The sequence below is a fragment of the Streptomyces sp. NPDC127100 genome, assembly GCF_042724095.1.
GTDB lineage: Bacteria > Actinomycetota > Actinomycetes > Streptomycetales > Streptomycetaceae > Streptomyces.
Genome location: NZ_JBHXFL010000002.1, coordinates 1 through 17,374 on the forward strand (window position 1 = coordinate 1; position 17,374 = coordinate 17,374).

The window sequence follows — 17,374 nt, forward strand, 5'->3', positions numbered from 1 at the left end:
GGCGCCGCAGTGGCGTGAAGGCGCCCCGGGTCCTCGGGACCCGGGGCGCCTTCACGTGTGCCGGCCGCCTACCGGGTCGTGAACTTCTCGTACTCCTTCAGCACCTCGTCCGTCGGCCCGTCCAGGCGCAGCTCACCGCGCTCCAGCCACAGCACCCGGTCGCAGGTGTCGCGGATGGACTTGTTGCTGTGGCTGACCAGGAACACCGTGCCGGCGTGCTTGCGCAGCTCCCGGATGCGTTCCTCGGAGCGCTTCTGGAAGGAGCGGTCGCCGGTGGCCAGGGCCTCGTCGACGAGGAGGACGTCGTGGTCCTTGGCGGCGGCGATGGAGAAGCGCAGCCGGGCCGCCATGCCGGAGGAGTAGGTGCGCATCGGCAGGGTGATGAAGTCGCCCTTGTCGTTGATGCCGGAGAAGTCGACGATCTCCTGGTACCGCTCCTTGATCTGGGGGCGGGACATGCCCATCGCCAGGCCGCCGAGGTACACGTTGCGCTCGCCGGTGAGGTCGTTCATCAGGGCCGCGTTGACGCCGAGCAGGGAGGGCTGGCCGTCCGTGAAGATGCGGCCGTTCTCCACCGGGAGGAGGCCGGCGACGGCCTTGAGGAGGGTCGACTTGCCGGATCCGTTGGTGCCGATGAGCCCGATCGCCTCGCCGCGGTACGCCACGAAGGACACGTTCTTCACCGCGTGCACCCGGCGCACGCCCGCGGCCTTCTCGGCGGTGCCGCGCCGCAGGATGCGGTTGAGGGCGGCGGTCGCCGAGCCCCGCCCGGCACCGGTGCCGTTGACCCGGTAGACGATGTCGACGCCGTCGGCGACGACGGTGGGGACGCGTTCGTCCGCCTGCTGGATGGTGCCGGTGCTGTCAGCCACGACCGTACGTCTCCTCGGCCTTCCAGAAGTAGATGAAGCCGCCGATCCCGGCGGCCAGTGCCCAGGCCGCCGCGAGCGCCCACACGTGGGGCGGCAGGTGGCTGCCGTCGAAACTGTCGATCAGCGCGAAGCGCATCAGGTCGATGTAGACGACGGCGGGGTTGAGCTGGAGCACCGTGCCGACCCAGGACGGCAGGCCGCTGTCCGGGCCGGTCATGTGGTCGATGCTGAACATGACGCCCGAGCCGTACATCCAGGTGCGCAGCAGGAACGGCATCAGCTGGGCGATGTCGGGGATCTTGGCACCCACCCGGGCCATGACCATCGACAGCCCGGTGTTGAACACGAACTGCAGCACGAGGACCGGCACCGTCAGCACCCAGGAGACGCCCGGCGGCACACCGAAGGCGAGCAGGATGACGGCCAGGGCGGCCATCGAGAACAGCAGCTGCTGGAGCTGCTGGAGGCAGAAGGAGACCGGCAGCGCGGCCCGCGGGAAGTGCAGGGCCCGCACCAGGCCGAGGTTGCCGGAGATGGCCCGGGTGCCCGCCATCAGCGAACTCTGCGTGAACGTCCACACGAACACGCCGGTGACCAGGAACGGGACGTAGTCCTCCACGCCCTGCTTGGTGTCCATGAGCACGCCGAAGATGAAGTAGTACACCGCCGCGTTCAGCAACGGCGTCATCACCTGCCACAGCTGGCCCAGCTTCGCCTGGCTGTACTGGGCGGTGAGCTTGGCGGTGGCGAAGGCGCCGATGAAGTGCCGGCGCGCCCACAGCTGCCGGACGTACGCGGGCAGGGAGGGGCGTGCGCCGCTGACCGCCAGACCGTGGCGGGCGGCGAGGTCCGCGAGGTCGTGGGGTGCGGCGGGGGTGGCCCTGGCCGGTGTCGGGGGCGGTGTGTCGAGGACCTGGCTCACATCCGCTGCTTTCGCTCGGGGGAGGGGGTGCGGCGATTCCCGGTGTTTCCCTGCGGGACGCCGGCCGTTCTTTTACGTCGGGACGGCACCGTATCGTCGTGACGTGAGCGTAGGCCCGCAGGACGTCGGAACGCAACCGTTTCGTCGTAACGCCCCTATGCTTGGCCCGTATGACGACCAACGCCGATGCCGACGCCGTCGCCGACGAGCCCCAGCCGCGTCCGCGCCGCCGGGCCCCCGCCGGGGCGGCCGTGCTGCGCGAGGACGTGACGGAGGCGATCCGGGCGGCCGTCTTCGAGGAGCTCGCGGCGGTCGGCTACGCGAGGATGTCCATCGAGGGGATCGCGCGCCGGGCCGGGGTCGGCAAGACGGCGGTGTACCGGCGCTGGCGCTCCAAGCTGCACCTGGTGCTCGACATCGTGTCGGCGCTCGCGGTGCAGGGTCTGCCCGCGCCGGACACCGGGTCGCTCGAGGGGGACCTGCGGCTGCTGTACGAGGTGACGTCCCGGGCCCTGCGGCATCCGGTGGCCTCGCAGATCATCCCGGACCTCCAGGCGGAGGCCGCCCGCAGTCCCGAGATCGCCGAGGCGTTGCAGAAGACGCTGCGGGAGGGGCAGGACGGGGTCGCCAGCAGGATCCTGGCGGCGGCGGAGGAGCGGGGCGAGCTGCGCGCGGGGTTCGACGCGGACCTGGCGCTGGACCTGATCTCGGGGCCGCTGTACTGGCGTGCGGTGGTGGTGCGCAGCGCGAAGCTGCCGAAGGGGTACCTGGGGGCGCTGGCGCGGGCCACGGCGGAGGGCTTGAAGGCGTTGTGAGGCGCTCGCCCCTCGCGTGGCCGGCCCTGTCGTGCCGGCCCCGGGGGCACGGCCGCCCGCAGTCCTAGAGGGGGTAGGTGTCCAGGGCCGTCGTGAGGCGGTCGAGACGGGTGCGGAGGTCCTGGACCTCCGCGAGCTCCAGACCCGTCGCCGCGGCGATCCGGCGCGGCACCTCGGCGGCCCGCTCGCGCAGCGCGACGCCCTCCTCCGTCAGCCGCACCCGCACCGACCGCTCGTCCTGCGCGCTGCGCTCCCGGTGGACCAGGCCGGCCGCCTCCAACCGCTTGAGCAGGGGCGACAGCGTGCCCGAGTCGAGCCGCAGGTGCTCGCCGAGCTTCTTGACGGGCAGCTCGCCGTGCTCCCACAGCACCAGCATCACCAGGTACTGCGGGTAGGTGAGCCCCAGCTCCTTGAGCAGCACGCGGTACACGCCGCCGAAGGCGCGCGAGGCGGCGTTCAGGGAGAAGCAGATCTGCTGGTCGAGGCGGAGCCAGTCCGTCGCGGCGGGGGGCGGTGGCGTGGTCATGGGTCCAGGGTAGCCGTGTAGGGCAATTAGTTGTGCGCAACTTAATTGTGTGCTTCACTTCAGTGGTCGGAAACGCTTCAGCTCTCAGAGGGACGGGTTTTTCATGGACGCGCTCTACACCGCCGCCGCCACCGCCACGCACGGCCGTGACGGCCGCGCCGTCAGCTCCGACGGCAAGCTGGACCTCGCTCTCAGCGCCCCCGTCGAGATGGGCGGCGACGGGTCGGGCACCAACCCGGAGCAGCTCTTCGCCGCCGGGTACGCCGCCTGCTTCGGCAGCGCCCTCGGCCTCGTCGGCCGGCAGGCCAAGGTCGACGTCACCGACGCCGCGGTGACCGCCGAGGTCGGCATCGGCAAGCAGGGCGAGGGCTTCGGCCTCGCCGTCACCCTCCGCGTCGAACTGCCCGAGGGCGTGGACGAGGAGACCGGCCGCAAGCTGGTCGAGCAGGCGCACCAGGTCTGCCCCTACTCCAACGCCACCCGCGGCAACATCCCGGTCGAGCTCGTCATCGAGTAGTCCCCGGCGTCCGGGTCATCCCCCGACCCGCGCCAGCACCTCCCCCGTGCGCTCGCTCCACGCCCTGACCACCGCTTCCTCGGGCAGCGGGTGCCAGCGCGTCAGCAGCAGCCAGCGGACGTGGTAGCGGCGCACGACGGCGGCGCGCAGGGCGCGGGTCGAGCCGGGGGCGAGGTACGCCTTCACGTCGGCCACGCGCCGCCTGCGCTCCCGCTCGTCCAGGGACGGGTCCGGCCAGGCGGGCGCCGCGAGGTTCGGCCCGTACCCGGCGATGGCGTGAGCGGCGTAGTAGCCGTCGGTGATCACGACCTCGCCGGGCCCGATGTGCCGGGCGGCCCACGCGTACGTCGGCCAGTCGGGCGGCTGCTCGAAGCCGACCGGATCCAGCGGGCGCGGCACCACCGCCCCCGCCTGGACCGTGAGGAAGCCCAGCAGGGCCCCCGCGGCCACCACCGTGCCCAGCAGCCGCCGCCACCACCCCCACGGCCGGGGAGCGGCCAGCTCGATCGCCACGGCGAACTGCGACGGCACCAGCGTGAGCCCGAGGATCCGGCCGTAGGTGTAGTGGCCGCTGAACCAGCCGAACGCCACCACCGCGCAGTCCAGCACGAACATCAGCACCAGCGGGTCCCGCGCCGAGCGCCGCCCGCGCAGCCACAGCGCCGGAAGCCCGAGCAGCGCCAGCCAGAACTCCCCGGGCAGGTCCAGGTACAGGACGCGGTGCATGCCGTCCACGCTGTCGTCACCGGCCAGCGCGAACACGTCGAAGTACGGCCAGCAGGCCGCCGACGCCAGCGCCACCGCCCCCGTCAGCGCCCACCGGCCGAGGACCGCCCCGTGCCGCCCCCGCTGCCACCCGGCCACCAGCGCCACGCCGCCCAGGGCCGCCGCCACCGCCGTGATCGGGTGGACCAGCATGATCAGCCCGTACAGGACACCCAGCCCCGCGTACCCGCCGAAGCCGTGCAGCCCGCTGGGCCCCACGTACCGCACCCGGCGCCCGTCGCGGGCGCGGGCCCCGGTCAGCGCCCAGGCCCAGAAGGTGAGGCCGATCGCGAACGCCGACGGGTAGCCGAGGTTGCCGGTCATCGACATCAGCCCCAGGTAGCCGCTCCACCAGGCCCGCTCGGTGCCCCACAGCAGCGTCATCGCGCCCAGCGCCAGCACGGGCGCCCACGGCCGCGGGCTCAGCACCCGCACGAAGCGGTTCAGCCCGGTCAGCACCACCACCAGGTTCAGCGGCCCGGCGAGCCGCACTACCTCCCAGCCGCCCAGCCCCGCGAACCGGGCGAAGGCGCCCTGCGCCACCGCGTACGGCGAGTAGTAGGCGCTGCCCGCGCCCGGCAGGTCGGCCATCGGGTGGCGCGGACGCAGGAGGCCGGCCTTCAGGCGCTCCACCACCGCCGCGTGCTGGCCGGCGTCGCAGCACAGCGGCACCCGCCAGTACGCCAGCGACATCACCAGGAAGAACAGGAAGCCCGCGGCCTGGAAGGGGGTGGGGCGCCAGGAGCGGCCGCCGCGCAGCGCCGTCGCGCCGCGCACGGCCCCCCGGGCGAGGACGCCGGCGCTCACTGGAGAACGGGGAAGCGGGACATTCGAGGCATTTGCCGTATGTTCCCGCCGACGTCAACGGTCTGACGTCACTTCACCTCAACGGGTGAGGGTCGGGGTCAGCCGAGCGCGCGCGCCCGGTCGGCGTGTCCCTGCGCGGGCAGCGCCACCCGGTCCCGCAGCACCGGCTCCAGCAGCAGCGGAACGCCCAGCACGGGCAGCAGCCAGGCCAGCACGATCAGCCGCTCGCCCCAGATGTCGATGTCCGGGTGCGCGGCCTGGGTGAGGACGCCGGTGAACGCCGCCGCGACCACGAAGACGCCGGCCGTGCGCCCCCGTCGCAGCGCGCCCCACGCCCCGGCGCCCAGGGCCGCGGCGAACAGCGGCTCCCACGCCTGCCGGCGCAGCCACTCCACCCAGAAGTTGCCCTGCAACTGCCAGAACTCCGGCCACGGATCCTCCCGGTCCGGCCGCGCGAAGTGCCCGGTGAGCAGGTCCTGGAGGCTGTCGGACTCGGACGGGTAGTGCAGCAGCCGGGCCAGCGCCACCGTGACCAGCGCCCCGGCCAGGCCCACGGACGCGAGCGCCAGCACGTCCCGGCCCGGAGGCCGGCCCCGCCGGTGCCGCCGCAGGGCGGTCGCCGCGCCGGCCGCCGCCAGGCACAGCCCGAGGAACAGCGCCTGCGAGTGCTTGACGGCGAACAGCGCGATCAGGGACCCGGCGACCAGACCGAGTCCCGCCCGCTCGCGCCCCGCCCGCAGCACCAGCGCGCAGCCCCACACCGCCGCCAGGGTCAGCGCCATCAGCAGCCCCTCGGTCATCGGGCGCATGGCGGTCGTCCCGCTCGGCAGCACGTAGTACAGGGCCTGCCCGGCCAGCGCGAGCGGCACCGGCACGGACAGCGTGCGCAGGACCAGGAAGGCGAGGACGCCGCCCGCGCACGCGACGACCACGCTCGCCGCCCACAGCCCCCAGGTCACCCCGAACGCGGTGACGAACGGCACCAGGAACACCGGGTATCCGGGCCGCGCCTCGAAGATCCGCATGAAGCGCTCCGGCATGTAGGGCACGGTGTGCCCGCCGGTCTGCCCGGCCGCCAGCCGGGGTTCCACCTGCCCCCACTCCCGCGCCCGGCAGTCCGCCACGACCCGGTCGGTCGGGTCGGGGCGGTGGAAGCGGACCACGTGCACGCTCTGGTCACGGCGGGCCACCGACGCCCGGCTCGCGCACACGTAGTCGATGGTGGCCGCCGCCGCCCCGCGCTTGCTCTCGCCGGACAGGCTCAGCGCGTACGCCAGGTAGTTCTTGGTGTCGGGCGTGTCCCGGCCGGAGACGTTCGCGAGCTGGAGCAGCGCGAACAGCGCGGCCAGCACCAGCACCCAGGTGCGCGGCCTCACGAGGAGGTCAGCAGGTCGCGGTCGGCCGCGGGGACGGCGCGGGCGGCCGGGACGGTGGCCGTCGGCTCCGTCGCTGGCATCGCCTCGCCCAGCAACAGCGTCCGGACGACCCGCTCGGCGGCCCGCCCGTCGTCGTACTCGCCGAACCGCGCCCGGAAGGCGGACCGCAGCCGCGTGGCCTCCTCGTCCCGCCACGCCCCCGACTCCAGCAGCCACGCCAGCTCCCGGTAGGAGCGCGCCACGTGGCCCGGTGCCTCGGCGGTGATGTCGAAGTAGGCGCCGCGGCTCGCCGCGTAGGCACCCCAGTCGTCGGCGTGGACGACGATCGGCCGGTCCAGGAGCGCGTAGTCGAACATCAGGGCGGAGTAGTCGGTGATCAGCAGGTCGGAGGCGAGCATCACGTCCTCGACGTGCGGTTCGTCCGTCACGTCGACGACCACGCCCCGCCGGTGCAGCTCGGACAGGCCCATGCCGCGGGCGTGGCCGGTGGCGAGCGCGGGGTGCAGCCGGACCATCAGCGTGTGGTCCTCGCCGAGGTCGGCGGCGAGGCGGGCCAGGTCGATCCGGTCCACGTGCCCGCCCCGCCGGTAGTCGCGGCGGGTCGGCGCGTACAGCACCACCGTGTGGCCCTCGGGCACCCCGAGCCGCTCGCGGACCCGGCGGCCGTGCTCGGGAGAGGCACCGACCAGGACGTCGTTGCGCGGACTGCCGGTACGCACCGACGTGAAGTGGCAGGGGTACGCCCGCTCCCACACCAGCTCCGAGTGCCGGTTGGCGACCAGGCTGTAGTCCCAGCGGTCGGCGCGGCGCAGCATCTGCGGCACGTCCAGGCCGTGCCGGGCGCCCGGCTTGCCCAGCAGGTCGGCGCCCATGTACTTGAGCGGGGTGCCCTGGTGGGTGTGGATGTGGACGCTGCCGGGGCGCTTGACCAGGGCGCCGGGCCAGTTGACGTTGTTGACGAAGTACGTGGCCCGCTCGGTCACCCGGCGGTAGGCCCCACTGCCCAGGAGCACGTGCTCCGTGCCCGGCGGCAGCAGCCGCGCGTCCTCCTCGTCGCGCACCACCCACACCCCGCGCAGGTGCGGCGCGATCTCGCGGGCCTTGCGGTAGACCGCCGCGGGGTCGCCGAGCACGCCCCGGTGGGAGAACGCCGAGTACACGACGAGGTGCGGGTCCAGGGGGCGGAGGGCGTTCACCGCGGAGCGGACCCGGCCCAGGCGCCCGGCGGCCGCGCCGCCCGCCTGCCGCGTCCGCCGCACCAGCACCCGGCCCGCCCGCCCGGACTGCCGGCGCAGCCGGTACGCCGTCCAGCTCCCCTCCAGCACCCGCAGCCCGGCCGGGGTGCGGGCGCCCTCGGGCCGGTGGGCGCGGAACATCTCGGCGGTGCGGCGGAAGAACTCGGCCTTGTCGGCGGGGGGCAGCCGGTCCGGCTTGGACAGGATGTCCAGGCAGTGCTCGCCCATCTTGGCGTGCAGGAACGGCCGCCAGCCGGCCAGTGCCGGCCGGGCGTCGACGAACGCGAAGACCCGCTCGTACTGCGCGTGGATGTCGAAGTGCTTGCGGCTGGTGGTGGACAGGATGTTGCCGCTGCGCCGCTGCCGGTAGTTGAGGCAGATGCGGTCCAGCGCGGCGATCCGCCCGGCGCTGAGCATCACCGGGAACGTCCAGGGCGTGTCCTCGTAGTAGCCCGGCGGGAAGGTGAAGCCCTCCCGCTCGGTGAAGTCGCGCCGGTAGACCTTGTTCCACACCACCATCAGCAGGTCGAGGATCTCCGGGTGCTCGGCGGCCGTGAAGGTGCCGTCGCCGGCCTCCGCGAGGACCCGGGCGAGCGCGTTGCGGCGGGTGCCGCCCCACCAGTAGGTGCGCGCGTAGTCGAAGACCAGGACGTCCGGGTCGTCCGTCTCCGCGAGCCGGTCGGCCATCGCCCGCAGGGCCCCCGGGGTGAGGGTGTCGTCGCTGTCCAGGAAGAACAGGTAGTCGCCGGTGGCGTGCGGCATCCCCGCGTTGCGGGCGCGGCCGAGGCCGACGTTCTCCTCCAGGTGCAGCACGCGCAGCCGGTCGTCACGGGCCGCGTACTCGTCGAGGATCGCGCCGCAGCCGTCCGGCGAGCAGTCGTTCACGGCGATGACCTCGAGGTCCCGGTAGGACTGGTCCAGGACCGAGTCGAGGCACTCGCGCAGGAAGCCCTGCACCTTGAAGCAGGGGATGATGACGCTGAAGCGGGGCACTGCGGGGTCAGCTCCTTACGAGGGGGGCGGCGGCGGGGGCCGGGACGCGCTGCGCGAGCGGGGTCACGGGCGCGATCGCCTCCGGCGGCTCGCCGAGCAGCACCCGGCGCACCACGCGCTCGGCGGCCCGGCCGTCGTCGAACTCGCAGAACCGCTCCCGGAACGCCGCCCGCAGCGTCGCGGACCCGGCGTCCGCGTACGAGCCGTCGCGGAAGACGCGGGCCAGCTCCTCGGGCGTGTGCACCACCGGACCGGGCGGCGCCGCGGTCAGGTCGAAGTAGACGCCGCGGGTCTCCCGGTACACGTCCCAGTCGTCGGCGTACACGACGATCGGCCGGTCGAGGTTGGCGTAGTCGAACATGATCGACGAGTAGTCGGTGACCAGCGCGTCGGCGGCCAGGCACACGTCCTCGGAGGAGCGGTGCCCGGTGACGTCGATGATCCGGCCCCGGCCCTCCCGCCGGCCGCCCCGGTCGTAGTAGTAGTGGGCGCGCAGCAGCACCACCACGTCCTCGCCGGCCGCCTCGCAGAACGCCTCCAGGTCCAGGCCGCCCGCGCCGAACCCGCTCTCGTGGTCGCGGTGCGTGGGCGCGTACAGGACGGCCGTGCTCCCCTCCGGCACGCCCAGCTCGCGCCGGACGCGGGCGACGTCGTCGGCGGTCGCCGTGTAGAAGACGTCGTTGCGCGGATAGCCGTACTCCAGGTGCTCGTACGAGCCGGGGAAGGCGCGCTCCCACATCTGGGTGGAGTGGCGGTTGGAGGAGAGGTTGTAGTCCCACCGGTCCACGCGGCCCAGCAGCTTGGCGAAGCTGCCGCTGGCCGCCGCCACGACCGGGTACGTCGACTGGTCCACGCCCATCGTCTTCAGCGGGGTGCCGTGCTGGGTCTGCACGTGCACGCTGCCGGGGCGCTTGACCACGCCCTCGGCGAAGTTGGCGTTGTTCACCAGGTACGCGGCGCCGGCCAGCACCTCCCAGTAGCGCCGGCTGCCGATGACGGCGTGTTCGACGCCCTTCGGCACGGTGTGCGCCTGGTCGGGCTCGACCAGGAACACCCCGCGCAGGTGCGGGGCGAGTTCGCGGGCCTTGGCGTGGATCGCGGCCGGGTTGCAGGCGTAGCCGCGGCCCCAGTACGCGCAGTACACGACGAGGTTCGGGTCCAGCGGGCGGCGCAGCCGGCGCCGGTACCGCAGGCGGGTGCGCAGCCCGTGCGGACGGGGCAGGCGGCCGAGGATCCCGGACGCCGCCCGGTTGACGCCCCGCAGGGCGCGGAACGCGGTGTACGCCCCGGACGCCAGCAACCGGTGCTGCACGCCGAGCCGGCCGCCCGGCGCCCGGAAGCCTGCGGGACGGTGACGCCGGTACAGGCGGCCCGCCCGGCGGAAGAAGGCGCGGCGCCCCCGCGTCAGCCGCCTCGGGTGGGCCGCCGTCTTCAGGATCAGGGCGAAGAGCTGCTCGAACAGCGGCCCGCGCCGCTCGGCCGGCAGTCCCCGTCCGGCGGCGTACGCGAGCGCCAGCTCGGCCTGGTCCAGCAGCTCGGCGTGGTGCTCGCCGGGCTGGTTCAGCCGGCTGCCCTGGCGCCGCACCAGGTGCCGTACGACGACGGAGCGCAGCACCGTCATGCGGTCGGCGTCCGCGGCGGCCCGGGTGGCGAAGCCGATGTCCGTGTAGTGCCCGGCGGGGAACTCCAGCCGCCGTTCGGCGAGGAAGGCGCGGCGGTAGACGGCGCTCCACGCGGGCAGCTGCACCCCGGTCAGGTGCGGGGCGAGGCCGGGGGAGAAGGCCCCGTCCGGCGCCTTCGCCAGCAGCGGGGCGGCCGGGTTGGCCGGCTCGCCCTCCCACCAGGGGACGCGCTCGTGCTCGAAGTACAACACGTCGACGCAGGTGCCGCCGGTCTCGGCCAGCCGCGCGTCCAGCGCCGCCAGCGCGCCCGGCACCAGGACGTCGTCGCCGTCGAGGAACAGCAGATAGGCGCCGGTCGCCGCCCGCGCCCCGGTGTTGCGCGCCCCGGCCGGGCCCGCCGACGGCGGCGAGTGCACGGGAGCCACCCGGGAGTCCCGAGCGGCCCGGTCGGCGGCGATGTCCGCCGCGGCGCAGTCGGGGGCGTCGCAGACGGGGATCAGCTCGAAGTCGCCGAAGGACTGGGCGAGGACCGAGTCCAGCGCCTGGGACAGCCGCCCTGCGACCCCATGGGACGGGACGATGATGCTGAAGCGGGGCATACTGCTCTTTCTTTCGTTGTCCTGGTCCGACGGGAGGCCCCCGCCGCTCGGGCCGTCCGGCGGGCCGGCCGTCCGGCCGGCCGCCGGGTGGGCGGCCGGCTGGGAGTGGGCCGTGACGGGCTGCGGGGCATGCGAACTCCCACTGGACAAACGGCGGTCAGAGGCTGTCGGTGACGGTGCGCGGCCCGGCGGGTTGCGGCACGGTGGCGAGCGGGGGCCGGGAGAGGGCCGCCGCGGCGGACGGGGCGGGGCGCCGTTCGGCGAGCGGTACGACCGGCGGGAGGTCCGCCTCCCCCAGTACGACGCGGCGTACGACGCGCTCGGCGACGCGGCCGTCGTCGTGCGGGCAGAACCGCTCCCGGAAGGCGGCCCTGAGCTGGGCGGACCGCGGGCCGCACCAGTCGCCGCCGGAGAAGACGCCGATCAGCTCGTCCTCGTCGCGCGCCATCGTGCCCGGCGGGCAGGAACGCAGGTCGACGTAGGTGCCGCAGGCCGCCTCGAAGGCCTCCCGCTCGTCGGTGTGGACCACGATCGGCCGGTCCAGGCCCGCGTAGTCGAACATCAGTGCCGAGTAGTCGGTGACGAGCGCGTCCGAGGCGAGGCACAGCGCCTCCACGCTCGGGTGGCCGGTGACGTCGACGATCCGGTCGTGGCGCGCGGTGGTGAGCGGGCCGCCGTGCCGGGGGTGGGCGCGGGCCAGCACCATGTAGCGGGGGCCGAGACGGGTGACGAGGCGCTCCAGGTCGAGGCCCGCGCGCTGGGTGCGGCGGTAGTCGCGGTACGCGGGCGCGTACAGGAGTGCGACGGTGCCCTCCGGGATGCCGAGCGTCTCGCGCAGCCGGGTCACGTCCGCCGCCGTCGCCCGCTGGAGCACGTCGCTGCGCGGCTGGCCGAACTCCAGCGTGGCGTAGCGGCCCGGGAAGACGCGCTCCCAGGTCAGGGTGGAGTGGCGGTTCGGCGAGACCAGGTGGTCCCAGGAGTCCACGTCGTCCAGGAGTCGGCCGAAGTCGGTGCCGCGGGCGGCGGCCGGGTGCTCCCGGAGGTCGAGGCCGGTGTGCTTGAGGGGTGTTCCGGCGGGCGTCCGGACCAGCACCTGGCCCCGGCGCTTCACCAGGCCGGCGTCGAGACCGGTGTGGTGCACCAGGTACCGGGAGCGGGCCAGCGCCGTCCAGTAGGCGGCCGTGTCCGGGGCCAGCCGGCGGGTGCCGGGCGGGACGGTGTGGTGGTGCGCGGGGTCGGCGGCCCACGCGGTGCGGACGTGCGGTGCGAAGGTGCGGAACGCCTCCTCCAGCGCGCCCGGGTTGCCGCCGTACCCCCGGCCGCCGGCGTCGGCGAAGAGGGCCCGGTCGGCCCGCAGGGGGAGCCGGCGCTGGACCCGGTAGTGCAGCCGCAGGGCGGCGGTGCGCGTCCTCCCCAGCAGCTTGGCGCAGCCCTTCAGCGTCCGGCGGCGCAGCGCCGACGCCAGCCGCAGGGCCTCGTAGGTGCGGCGCAGGCCCAGGCGGAGCAGGCCGTGACGCAGCCGGACGGCCGGCGGGACGTGGGTGCCGGGGACGCGGTAGCGGCGGCAGTGGACGCCGGCCCGGCGCAGGAACTCCGCGCGCACGGAGCGCGGCAGGCGGCCGGGGGCGAGCACCGTCGTCAGGTGGTCGGCCATGCGGCGGAACAGCACCGGCCGCCAGCGGGCCAGCTCCGGGTCGGACTCGACGTAGGCGAAGACCCGGTCGTACTGGGCGAAGACGTCGAGGTGGCGTTCGTCCGGGGTGGCCGGGCCGCCGCCCCGCCGGCGCTGCCGGTGGTGGACGCAGACCCGGTCCAGGGTGGCGAGGGACCGCGCGGCCATCAGCAGCGGGTACGACCACGGGGTGTGCTCGTGGCCGCCGGGCGGAAAGACGATGCCCTCGCGCTCGGCGAACTCCCGCCGCACGGCCTTGTTCCAGGCCACCGCCGGCAGCGTCAGCAGCCCCGGCCGGCCGGTCAGCGGGAACGGCGCCGGGCCCTGCTCGGTGAGGTGCGCCGCGGCCCGGTCGGGAACCGTCTCGCCGGTCCAGTAGGCGCGGGCGTGGCCGTAGACCACGACGTCCGGCTCCCCGGTCTCCTTGATCCGGTCGGCGATGCCGCGCAGCGCGTCCGGGGCGAGGGTGTCGTCGCCGTCGAGGAAGACCAGGTAGTCGCCGGCCGCCCGCTCCATCCCGGCGTTGCGGGCCGGGCCCGGGCCCTCGGTGCGGGGCAGGTGCACGGGCCGCACCCGGGCGTCGCGCTCCGCGCACTCGTCGGCGATCTCGCCGCAGGCGTCCGGCGAGCAGTCGTCGACCACGACGAGCTCGAGATCCGGGTACGACTGGGACAGCACCGAGGCCAGGCACTCGTGCAGATACGCCTGGACCTGGTACGCGGGGACGATGACACTGAACCGGGGCACGGGGACATCCATGGGTCGGCACGGGCGCTCGGCCCGGCAACGGCCGGCGGGGCGACTTGGTTACGGCCGCCGGGGCATTCGGGGGACCCCGCGCACGCGAAGGAGGGGGCGGACCGTTCCCGGCCCGCCCCCTCCAAGGGTGATGCGACGGCGACTACTTGACGGCGCCCGCCATGACGCCGGAGACGAACTGCCGCTGGAACGCGAAGAACACGGCCAGCGGGATCACCATGGAGATGAACGCGCCGGGCGCCAGCACGTCGATGTTGTTGCCGAACTGCCGTACCTGCGTCTGGAGGGCGACCGTGATCGGCTGGCTCCCGGAGTCCGAGAAGATCAGCGCGACCAGCATGTCGTTCCACACCCACAGGAACTGGAAGATGCCGAGGCTCGCGATCGCGGGCCCGCCGAGCGGCATCACGACCCGTGCGAACAGCCGCAGTTCACCCGCTCCGTCGAGCCGGGCGGCCTCCAGCAGCTCCCTCGGGATCTCCGCGAAGAAGTTCCGCAGCAGGAACACCGCGAACGGCAGCCCGAAGCCGACGTGGAACAGGATGACACCCACGATCGAACCGAACAGGCCGATCTTGCCGAAGAGTTCGGCGATCGGGATCAGCGCCACCTGCACGGGGACGACCAGCAGCCCGACCACGGCCAGGAACCACCAGTCGCGGCCGGGGAAGTCCATCCACGCGAAGGCGTACCCCGCGAGCGAGCCGATCACGACGACCAGCACCGTCGCCGGGACCGTGATCAGCACGGTGTTGACCAGGGAGGAGGTGATGTCGCCGTTCTTCAGCAGCTCCTCGTAGCTCTGGAAGGTGAGCTGCGAGGGCTCGGTGAAGACCTTCCACCAGCCACTGGCCGCCATGTCCTTCGGGGTGCGCAGCGAGGACAGCAGCAGTCCGATCGTCGGGACGAGCCAGAACAGGCCCACGACGATCAGGAACACCCGGACGAAACCGCCGCTCACGCCCTCGGCGAGCCGCGCGCCCAGCGACGGCCTCGCCTTCACCGCGGTCCCGGACGGCTCGGCGGCCGTCCCGGTGAGAGAACCCGCGTCCGCGGTCATCGCCGCACCTCCCGCCGCAGCCGCCGTACGTTGAACCACATCACCGGGATGACCAGGAGCAGCAGGAACACCGCGATGGCGCTCGCGATGCCCGGCTGGTCCGAGGCGAAGCCCTTCCGGTACAGCTCCAGGGCGAGGACGTTCGCGTCGTCCTGGGAGGAGCCGGGCGCGATGATGAAGACCAGGTCGAAGACCTTCAGCACGTTGATCATCAGGGTGACGGCCACGACCGCGAGGACCGGCGCCAGGAGCGGCACCGTGACCCGCCGGAAGACCTGCCACTCGTTGGCGCCGTCCACCCGGGCGGCCTCCAGCAGCTCCCGGGGGACGCCCGCCAGCCCGGCCGCGATCAGCACCATCGCGAAGCCCGCCCACATCCACACGTACGACCCGATGATGGCCGGGGTGACGAGCGAGGGGCCGAGCCAGTTCAGGCCGTTGTAGGCCTCCTTGAAGTTGTCGGCGGGCAGCCTGAGCAGCGCCCCGTCGGCCGCGGCGGGCAGCGTGAACGTGCCGTCGCCGGCGGCCTTCGTCGACGCGACGACCTTGCCGTCCTTGACGGCCTCGATCTTCATCCCGGCGTAGCCCAGCTCGGCGGCGTCAACGCCGTTCAGCTTGCCGACGCCCTTGCCGCGGGTGAAGTCCTGCCAGGCGGTGCCGGTGATCTTCCCGTCCTCGGGCCGGGCGGGCACCGCCTTCTCCGCACCGTCCGGCATCTGGTCGGGGGCGACGCCGACGAGCGGGAGCGTGACGACCTGCCCGGCGCCGACCGGCTCCTTGGTGACGAACGCGCCCCCGCCGGCCGGTTCCAGCGGCGACTCGCGGCCCGGGTGCGCCTTCGGGAACGCCGACGACTCGGCGAAGGTGTCGTGCACCCCCACCCACACCGCGTTCGCGACGCCCTTCTCCGGCGCCTGGTCGTACACCAGGCGGAAGATGATCCCGGCGGCCAGCATCGAGATCGCCATCGGCATGAAGACGACCAGCTTGAACGCCGTGCCCCAGCGCACCCGTTCGGTCAGCACCGCGAAGACCAGGCCGAGCGCGGTGGCGACCGTGGGCGCGAACACCACCCAGATGATGTTGTTCTTCAGGGCCGTGCGGATGCCGTCGTCGGTGAACAGCGCCTGGTAGTTGTCGAATCCGGCGAAGGAGTCGCCGGACTGGTCGTAGAAGCTGCGGACCAGCGAGTACCCGATCGGGTACACCACGAGCGCGCCGAGCAGCAGCAGGGCGGGCAGCAGGAACAGGGCCGCCACGGTCCGGCGGGTGCCGGTCACGCTCTTGCGCGACTTGGGAGCGGCAGGGGCCGGCGAGGCCCCTGCCGCGGTGGCCGACGCCATCCGTCAGCCCCCGTAGGCGGCGGCCGCGTCCGCCTCCAGCTTCGCCTGCGCTCCCGCGACGTCCTTCGGGTTCTTCAGGAAGTCCTGGAGCGCCTTCCACTCGCCCTTGCCGGGCGTGCCGCCGAAGGCCTGCGGGGCCTGGTCCGACATGTCGAAGCGGAAGTCGTCGCCGGCCGCGATCAGCGCGTCGGCCATCTTCTTCTGCACCTCGTTCGGGTACGCGTTGGTGTCGATGGCCTTGTTCGGCGACAGGAAGCCGCCCAGCTTCGCCTGGATCGCCCCCGCGTCCGGGGAGGCCAGGAAGGTGGCCAGGGCCTGAGCCGCCTTCGAGTCCTTCAGGATCACCGCCGCGTCGCCGCCCGAGACCACCGGCGCGGTGTCGCCGACGGCCGGGAACGGGAACACCTTCGCGTCCGTGCCGACCTTCGCGTCCGTCTCGCCGATGTTGACCTGCACGAAGTCGCCCTCGTAGACCATGCCCGCCTTGGGCTGGTCGCCGCCGGTGAAGGTCTGCGTCACCGAGGCCGGGAACTCCGTCTGCAGCGCGCCGGACGCGCCGCCCGCGACGTAGTCCTTCTTGCCCCAGATCTGGGCGAGCGTGGTCAGGGCCTGCTTGACGGACGGGTCAGTCCACTTGATCTCGTGCTTGGCGAGCTGGTCGTACTTCTCCGGGCCGGCCTGCGAGAGGTACACGTTCTCGAACCAGTCGGTGAGCGTCCAGCCGTCCGCGCCGCCCACGGAGAACGGCGTGACACCCGAGTCGTAGACCGTCTGCGCGGTGGTCAGCAACTCGTCCCAGCTCTTGGGCTCGGAGGCGCCCGCGTTCTCGAAGACCTGCGCGTTGTACCAGATCAGGGACTTGTTGGCGGCCTTGTAGTAGACGCCGTACTGCTTGCCGCCGACCTTGCCGATGTCCTGCCAGCCCTGCGAGTAGTTCTTCGTCAGCTCCTTGGTGGCCTCCGCGCCCAGCGGCTTGGCCCAGCCCTTGTCGACCGCCTGCTTGATGGCGCCGGGCTGCGGGAGCATCGCCACGTCCGGCGGGGCGCCGCCGGCGATCTTCGACCCGAGGAAGTTGATGATCGGGTCCTGCGCCGGTACGAAGGTCACCTTCGCGCCGGTGCGCTTCTCGAACTCGGCGAGGACCTTCTTGAAGTTGTCCTGCTCGGCGCCGGTCCAGACGGCGGCGACCTCCAGGCTCTCGCCGTCGAGCTTGGGGAGGGTCAGCGTGGCGGGCTTCTCGCCGCCGCTGCCCTGGCTCGCCTTGTCGCCGCTGTCCTTGTCGTCGTCACCGCTGCACGCGGTGAGCGAGAGCGCGAGGGCGCCCGCGGCGAGCACGGCGGCGGCCCTGGCCGTCCTCCTCCCCGCCCGGCCCGTGACCGTCCCCGCGGTCCTGCGTGTCCTCATGGTGCTGCTCGTGCGCATCACTGCCCCGTTCTTCGTTCCTCGTCGAACGTCCGGCGCTGTCCGTGCGCTCTGGTGTACGCCAGGGGG

At 73.5% G+C, this 17,374-nt stretch carries 13 protein-coding genes; 2 read left to right on the forward strand and 11 right to left on the reverse strand.

The genetic code is table 11. The annotated features are described in order from the left end of the window. Positions 1 to 68 precede the first annotated feature (68 nt). On the reverse strand, positions 69 to 872 hold the full coding sequence (locus ACFWJB_RS02880; RefSeq protein WP_385469142.1) for an ABC transporter ATP-binding protein: 804 nt from the start codon (positions 870 to 872) through the stop codon (positions 69 to 71). Further along, positions 865 to 1,794, reverse strand: a complete 930-nt coding sequence (locus tag ACFWJB_RS02885) for an ABC transporter permease (protein ID WP_385469145.1) — start codon at positions 1,792 to 1,794, stop codon at positions 865 to 867. The genes ACFWJB_RS02880 and ACFWJB_RS02885 overlap by 8 nt, the downstream gene beginning before the upstream one ends. 170 nt (positions 1,795 to 1,964) lie before the next feature. Here ACFWJB_RS02885 and ACFWJB_RS02890 point away from each other — a divergent pair, with 170 nt between their 5' ends. Beyond that, positions 1,965 to 2,609: a TetR/AcrR family transcriptional regulator gene (locus ACFWJB_RS02890; protein ID WP_386919885.1), complete on the forward strand. Its 645-nt coding sequence runs from the start codon at positions 1,965 to 1,967 to the stop codon at positions 2,607 to 2,609. A gap of 64 nt (positions 2,610 to 2,673) precedes the next feature. Here ACFWJB_RS02890 and ACFWJB_RS02895 read toward each other — a convergent pair whose 3' ends face one another. Continuing rightward, the gene (locus tag ACFWJB_RS02895; RefSeq protein WP_385469151.1) at positions 2,674 to 3,135 is read right to left on the reverse strand and encodes a MarR family winged helix-turn-helix transcriptional regulator; all 462 of its coding nucleotides are present in this window, start codon (positions 3,133 to 3,135) and stop codon (positions 2,674 to 2,676) included. A gap of 103 nt (positions 3,136 to 3,238) precedes the next feature. Between ACFWJB_RS02895 and ACFWJB_RS02900 the strand changes: the two genes are divergently transcribed. Continuing rightward, positions 3,239 to 3,652, forward strand: a complete 414-nt coding sequence (locus ACFWJB_RS02900) for an organic hydroperoxide resistance protein (RefSeq protein ID WP_385469154.1) — start codon at positions 3,239 to 3,241, stop codon at positions 3,650 to 3,652. Positions 3,653 to 3,667: 15 nt separating this feature from the next. Here the strand turns inward: ACFWJB_RS02900 and ACFWJB_RS02905 are convergent, their stop codons facing one another. From ACFWJB_RS02905 to ACFWJB_RS02940, 8 genes are all read right to left on the reverse strand, one after another. Beyond that, on the reverse strand, positions 3,668 to 5,224 hold the full coding sequence (locus ACFWJB_RS02905; RefSeq protein ID WP_386919888.1) for a hypothetical protein: 1,557 nt from the start codon (positions 5,222 to 5,224) through the stop codon (positions 3,668 to 3,670). Positions 5,225 to 5,322: 98 nt separating this feature from the next. Further along, positions 5,323 to 6,600, reverse strand: a complete 1,278-nt coding sequence (locus tag ACFWJB_RS02910; RefSeq protein WP_385469161.1) for a hypothetical protein — start codon at positions 6,598 to 6,600, stop codon at positions 5,323 to 5,325. Further along, positions 6,597 to 8,828, reverse strand: a complete 2,232-nt coding sequence (locus ACFWJB_RS02915; protein ID WP_386919890.1) for a CDP-glycerol glycerophosphotransferase family protein — start codon at positions 8,826 to 8,828, stop codon at positions 6,597 to 6,599. Before ACFWJB_RS02915 ends, ACFWJB_RS02910 begins: the two co-directional genes overlap by 4 nt. Before the next feature lie 7 nt (positions 8,829 to 8,835). Continuing rightward, a complete protein-coding gene (locus tag ACFWJB_RS02920; protein WP_386919892.1) occupies positions 8,836 to 11,049 on the reverse strand; it encodes a CDP-glycerol glycerophosphotransferase family protein in 2,214 nt (737 codons plus the stop codon). A 157-nt stretch (positions 11,050 to 11,206) separates the two neighbouring features. Beyond that, on the reverse strand, positions 11,207 to 13,480 hold the full coding sequence (locus ACFWJB_RS02925; protein ID WP_386919894.1) for a CDP-glycerol glycerophosphotransferase family protein: 2,274 nt from the start codon (positions 13,478 to 13,480) through the stop codon (positions 11,207 to 11,209). A 142-nt stretch (positions 13,481 to 13,622) separates the two neighbouring features. Beyond that, positions 13,623 to 14,540 carry a carbohydrate ABC transporter permease gene (locus tag ACFWJB_RS02930; RefSeq protein WP_385469173.1) on the reverse strand — a complete coding sequence of 306 codons (918 nt, stop codon included), beginning with the start codon at positions 14,538 to 14,540 and terminating at the stop codon, positions 13,623 to 13,625. Then, positions 14,537 to 15,883 carry a carbohydrate ABC transporter permease gene (locus tag ACFWJB_RS02935; RefSeq protein ID WP_386919896.1) on the reverse strand — a complete coding sequence of 449 codons (1,347 nt, stop codon included), beginning with the start codon at positions 15,881 to 15,883 and terminating at the stop codon, positions 14,537 to 14,539. The genes ACFWJB_RS02930 and ACFWJB_RS02935 overlap by 4 nt, the downstream gene beginning before the upstream one ends. Positions 15,884 to 15,886: 3 nt before the next feature. Continuing rightward, positions 15,887 to 17,308, reverse strand: a complete 1,422-nt coding sequence (locus ACFWJB_RS02940) for an ABC transporter substrate-binding protein (protein WP_385469178.1) — start codon at positions 17,306 to 17,308, stop codon at positions 15,887 to 15,889. Positions 17,309 to 17,374: the final 66 nt, after the last annotated feature.

Bases quoted from the DNA above. Each gene is read 5' to 3' on its own strand.
- ACFWJB_RS02890 (WP_386919885.1), top strand. From the start codon at position 1,965: ATGACGACCAACGCCGATGCCGACGCCGTCGCCGACGAGCCCCAGCCG.
- ACFWJB_RS02895 (WP_385469151.1), bottom strand. From the start codon at position 3,135: ATGACCACGCCACCGCCCCCCGCCGCGACGGACTGGCTCCGCCTCGAC.
- ACFWJB_RS02900 (WP_385469154.1), top strand. From the start codon at position 3,239: ATGGACGCGCTCTACACCGCCGCCGCCACCGCCACGCACGGCCGTGAC.
- ACFWJB_RS02920 (WP_386919892.1), bottom strand. From the start codon at position 11,049: ATGCCCCGCTTCAGCATCATCGTCCCGTCCCATGGGGTCGCAGGGCGG.
- ACFWJB_RS02925 (WP_386919894.1), bottom strand. From the start codon at position 13,480: ATGGATGTCCCCGTGCCCCGGTTCAGTGTCATCGTCCCCGCGTACCAG.
- ACFWJB_RS02930 (WP_385469173.1), bottom strand. From the start codon at position 14,540: ATGACCGCGGACGCGGGTTCTCTCACCGGGACGGCCGCCGAGCCGTCC.
- ACFWJB_RS02935 (WP_386919896.1), bottom strand. From the start codon at position 15,883: ATGGCGTCGGCCACCGCGGCAGGGGCCTCGCCGGCCCCTGCCGCTCCC.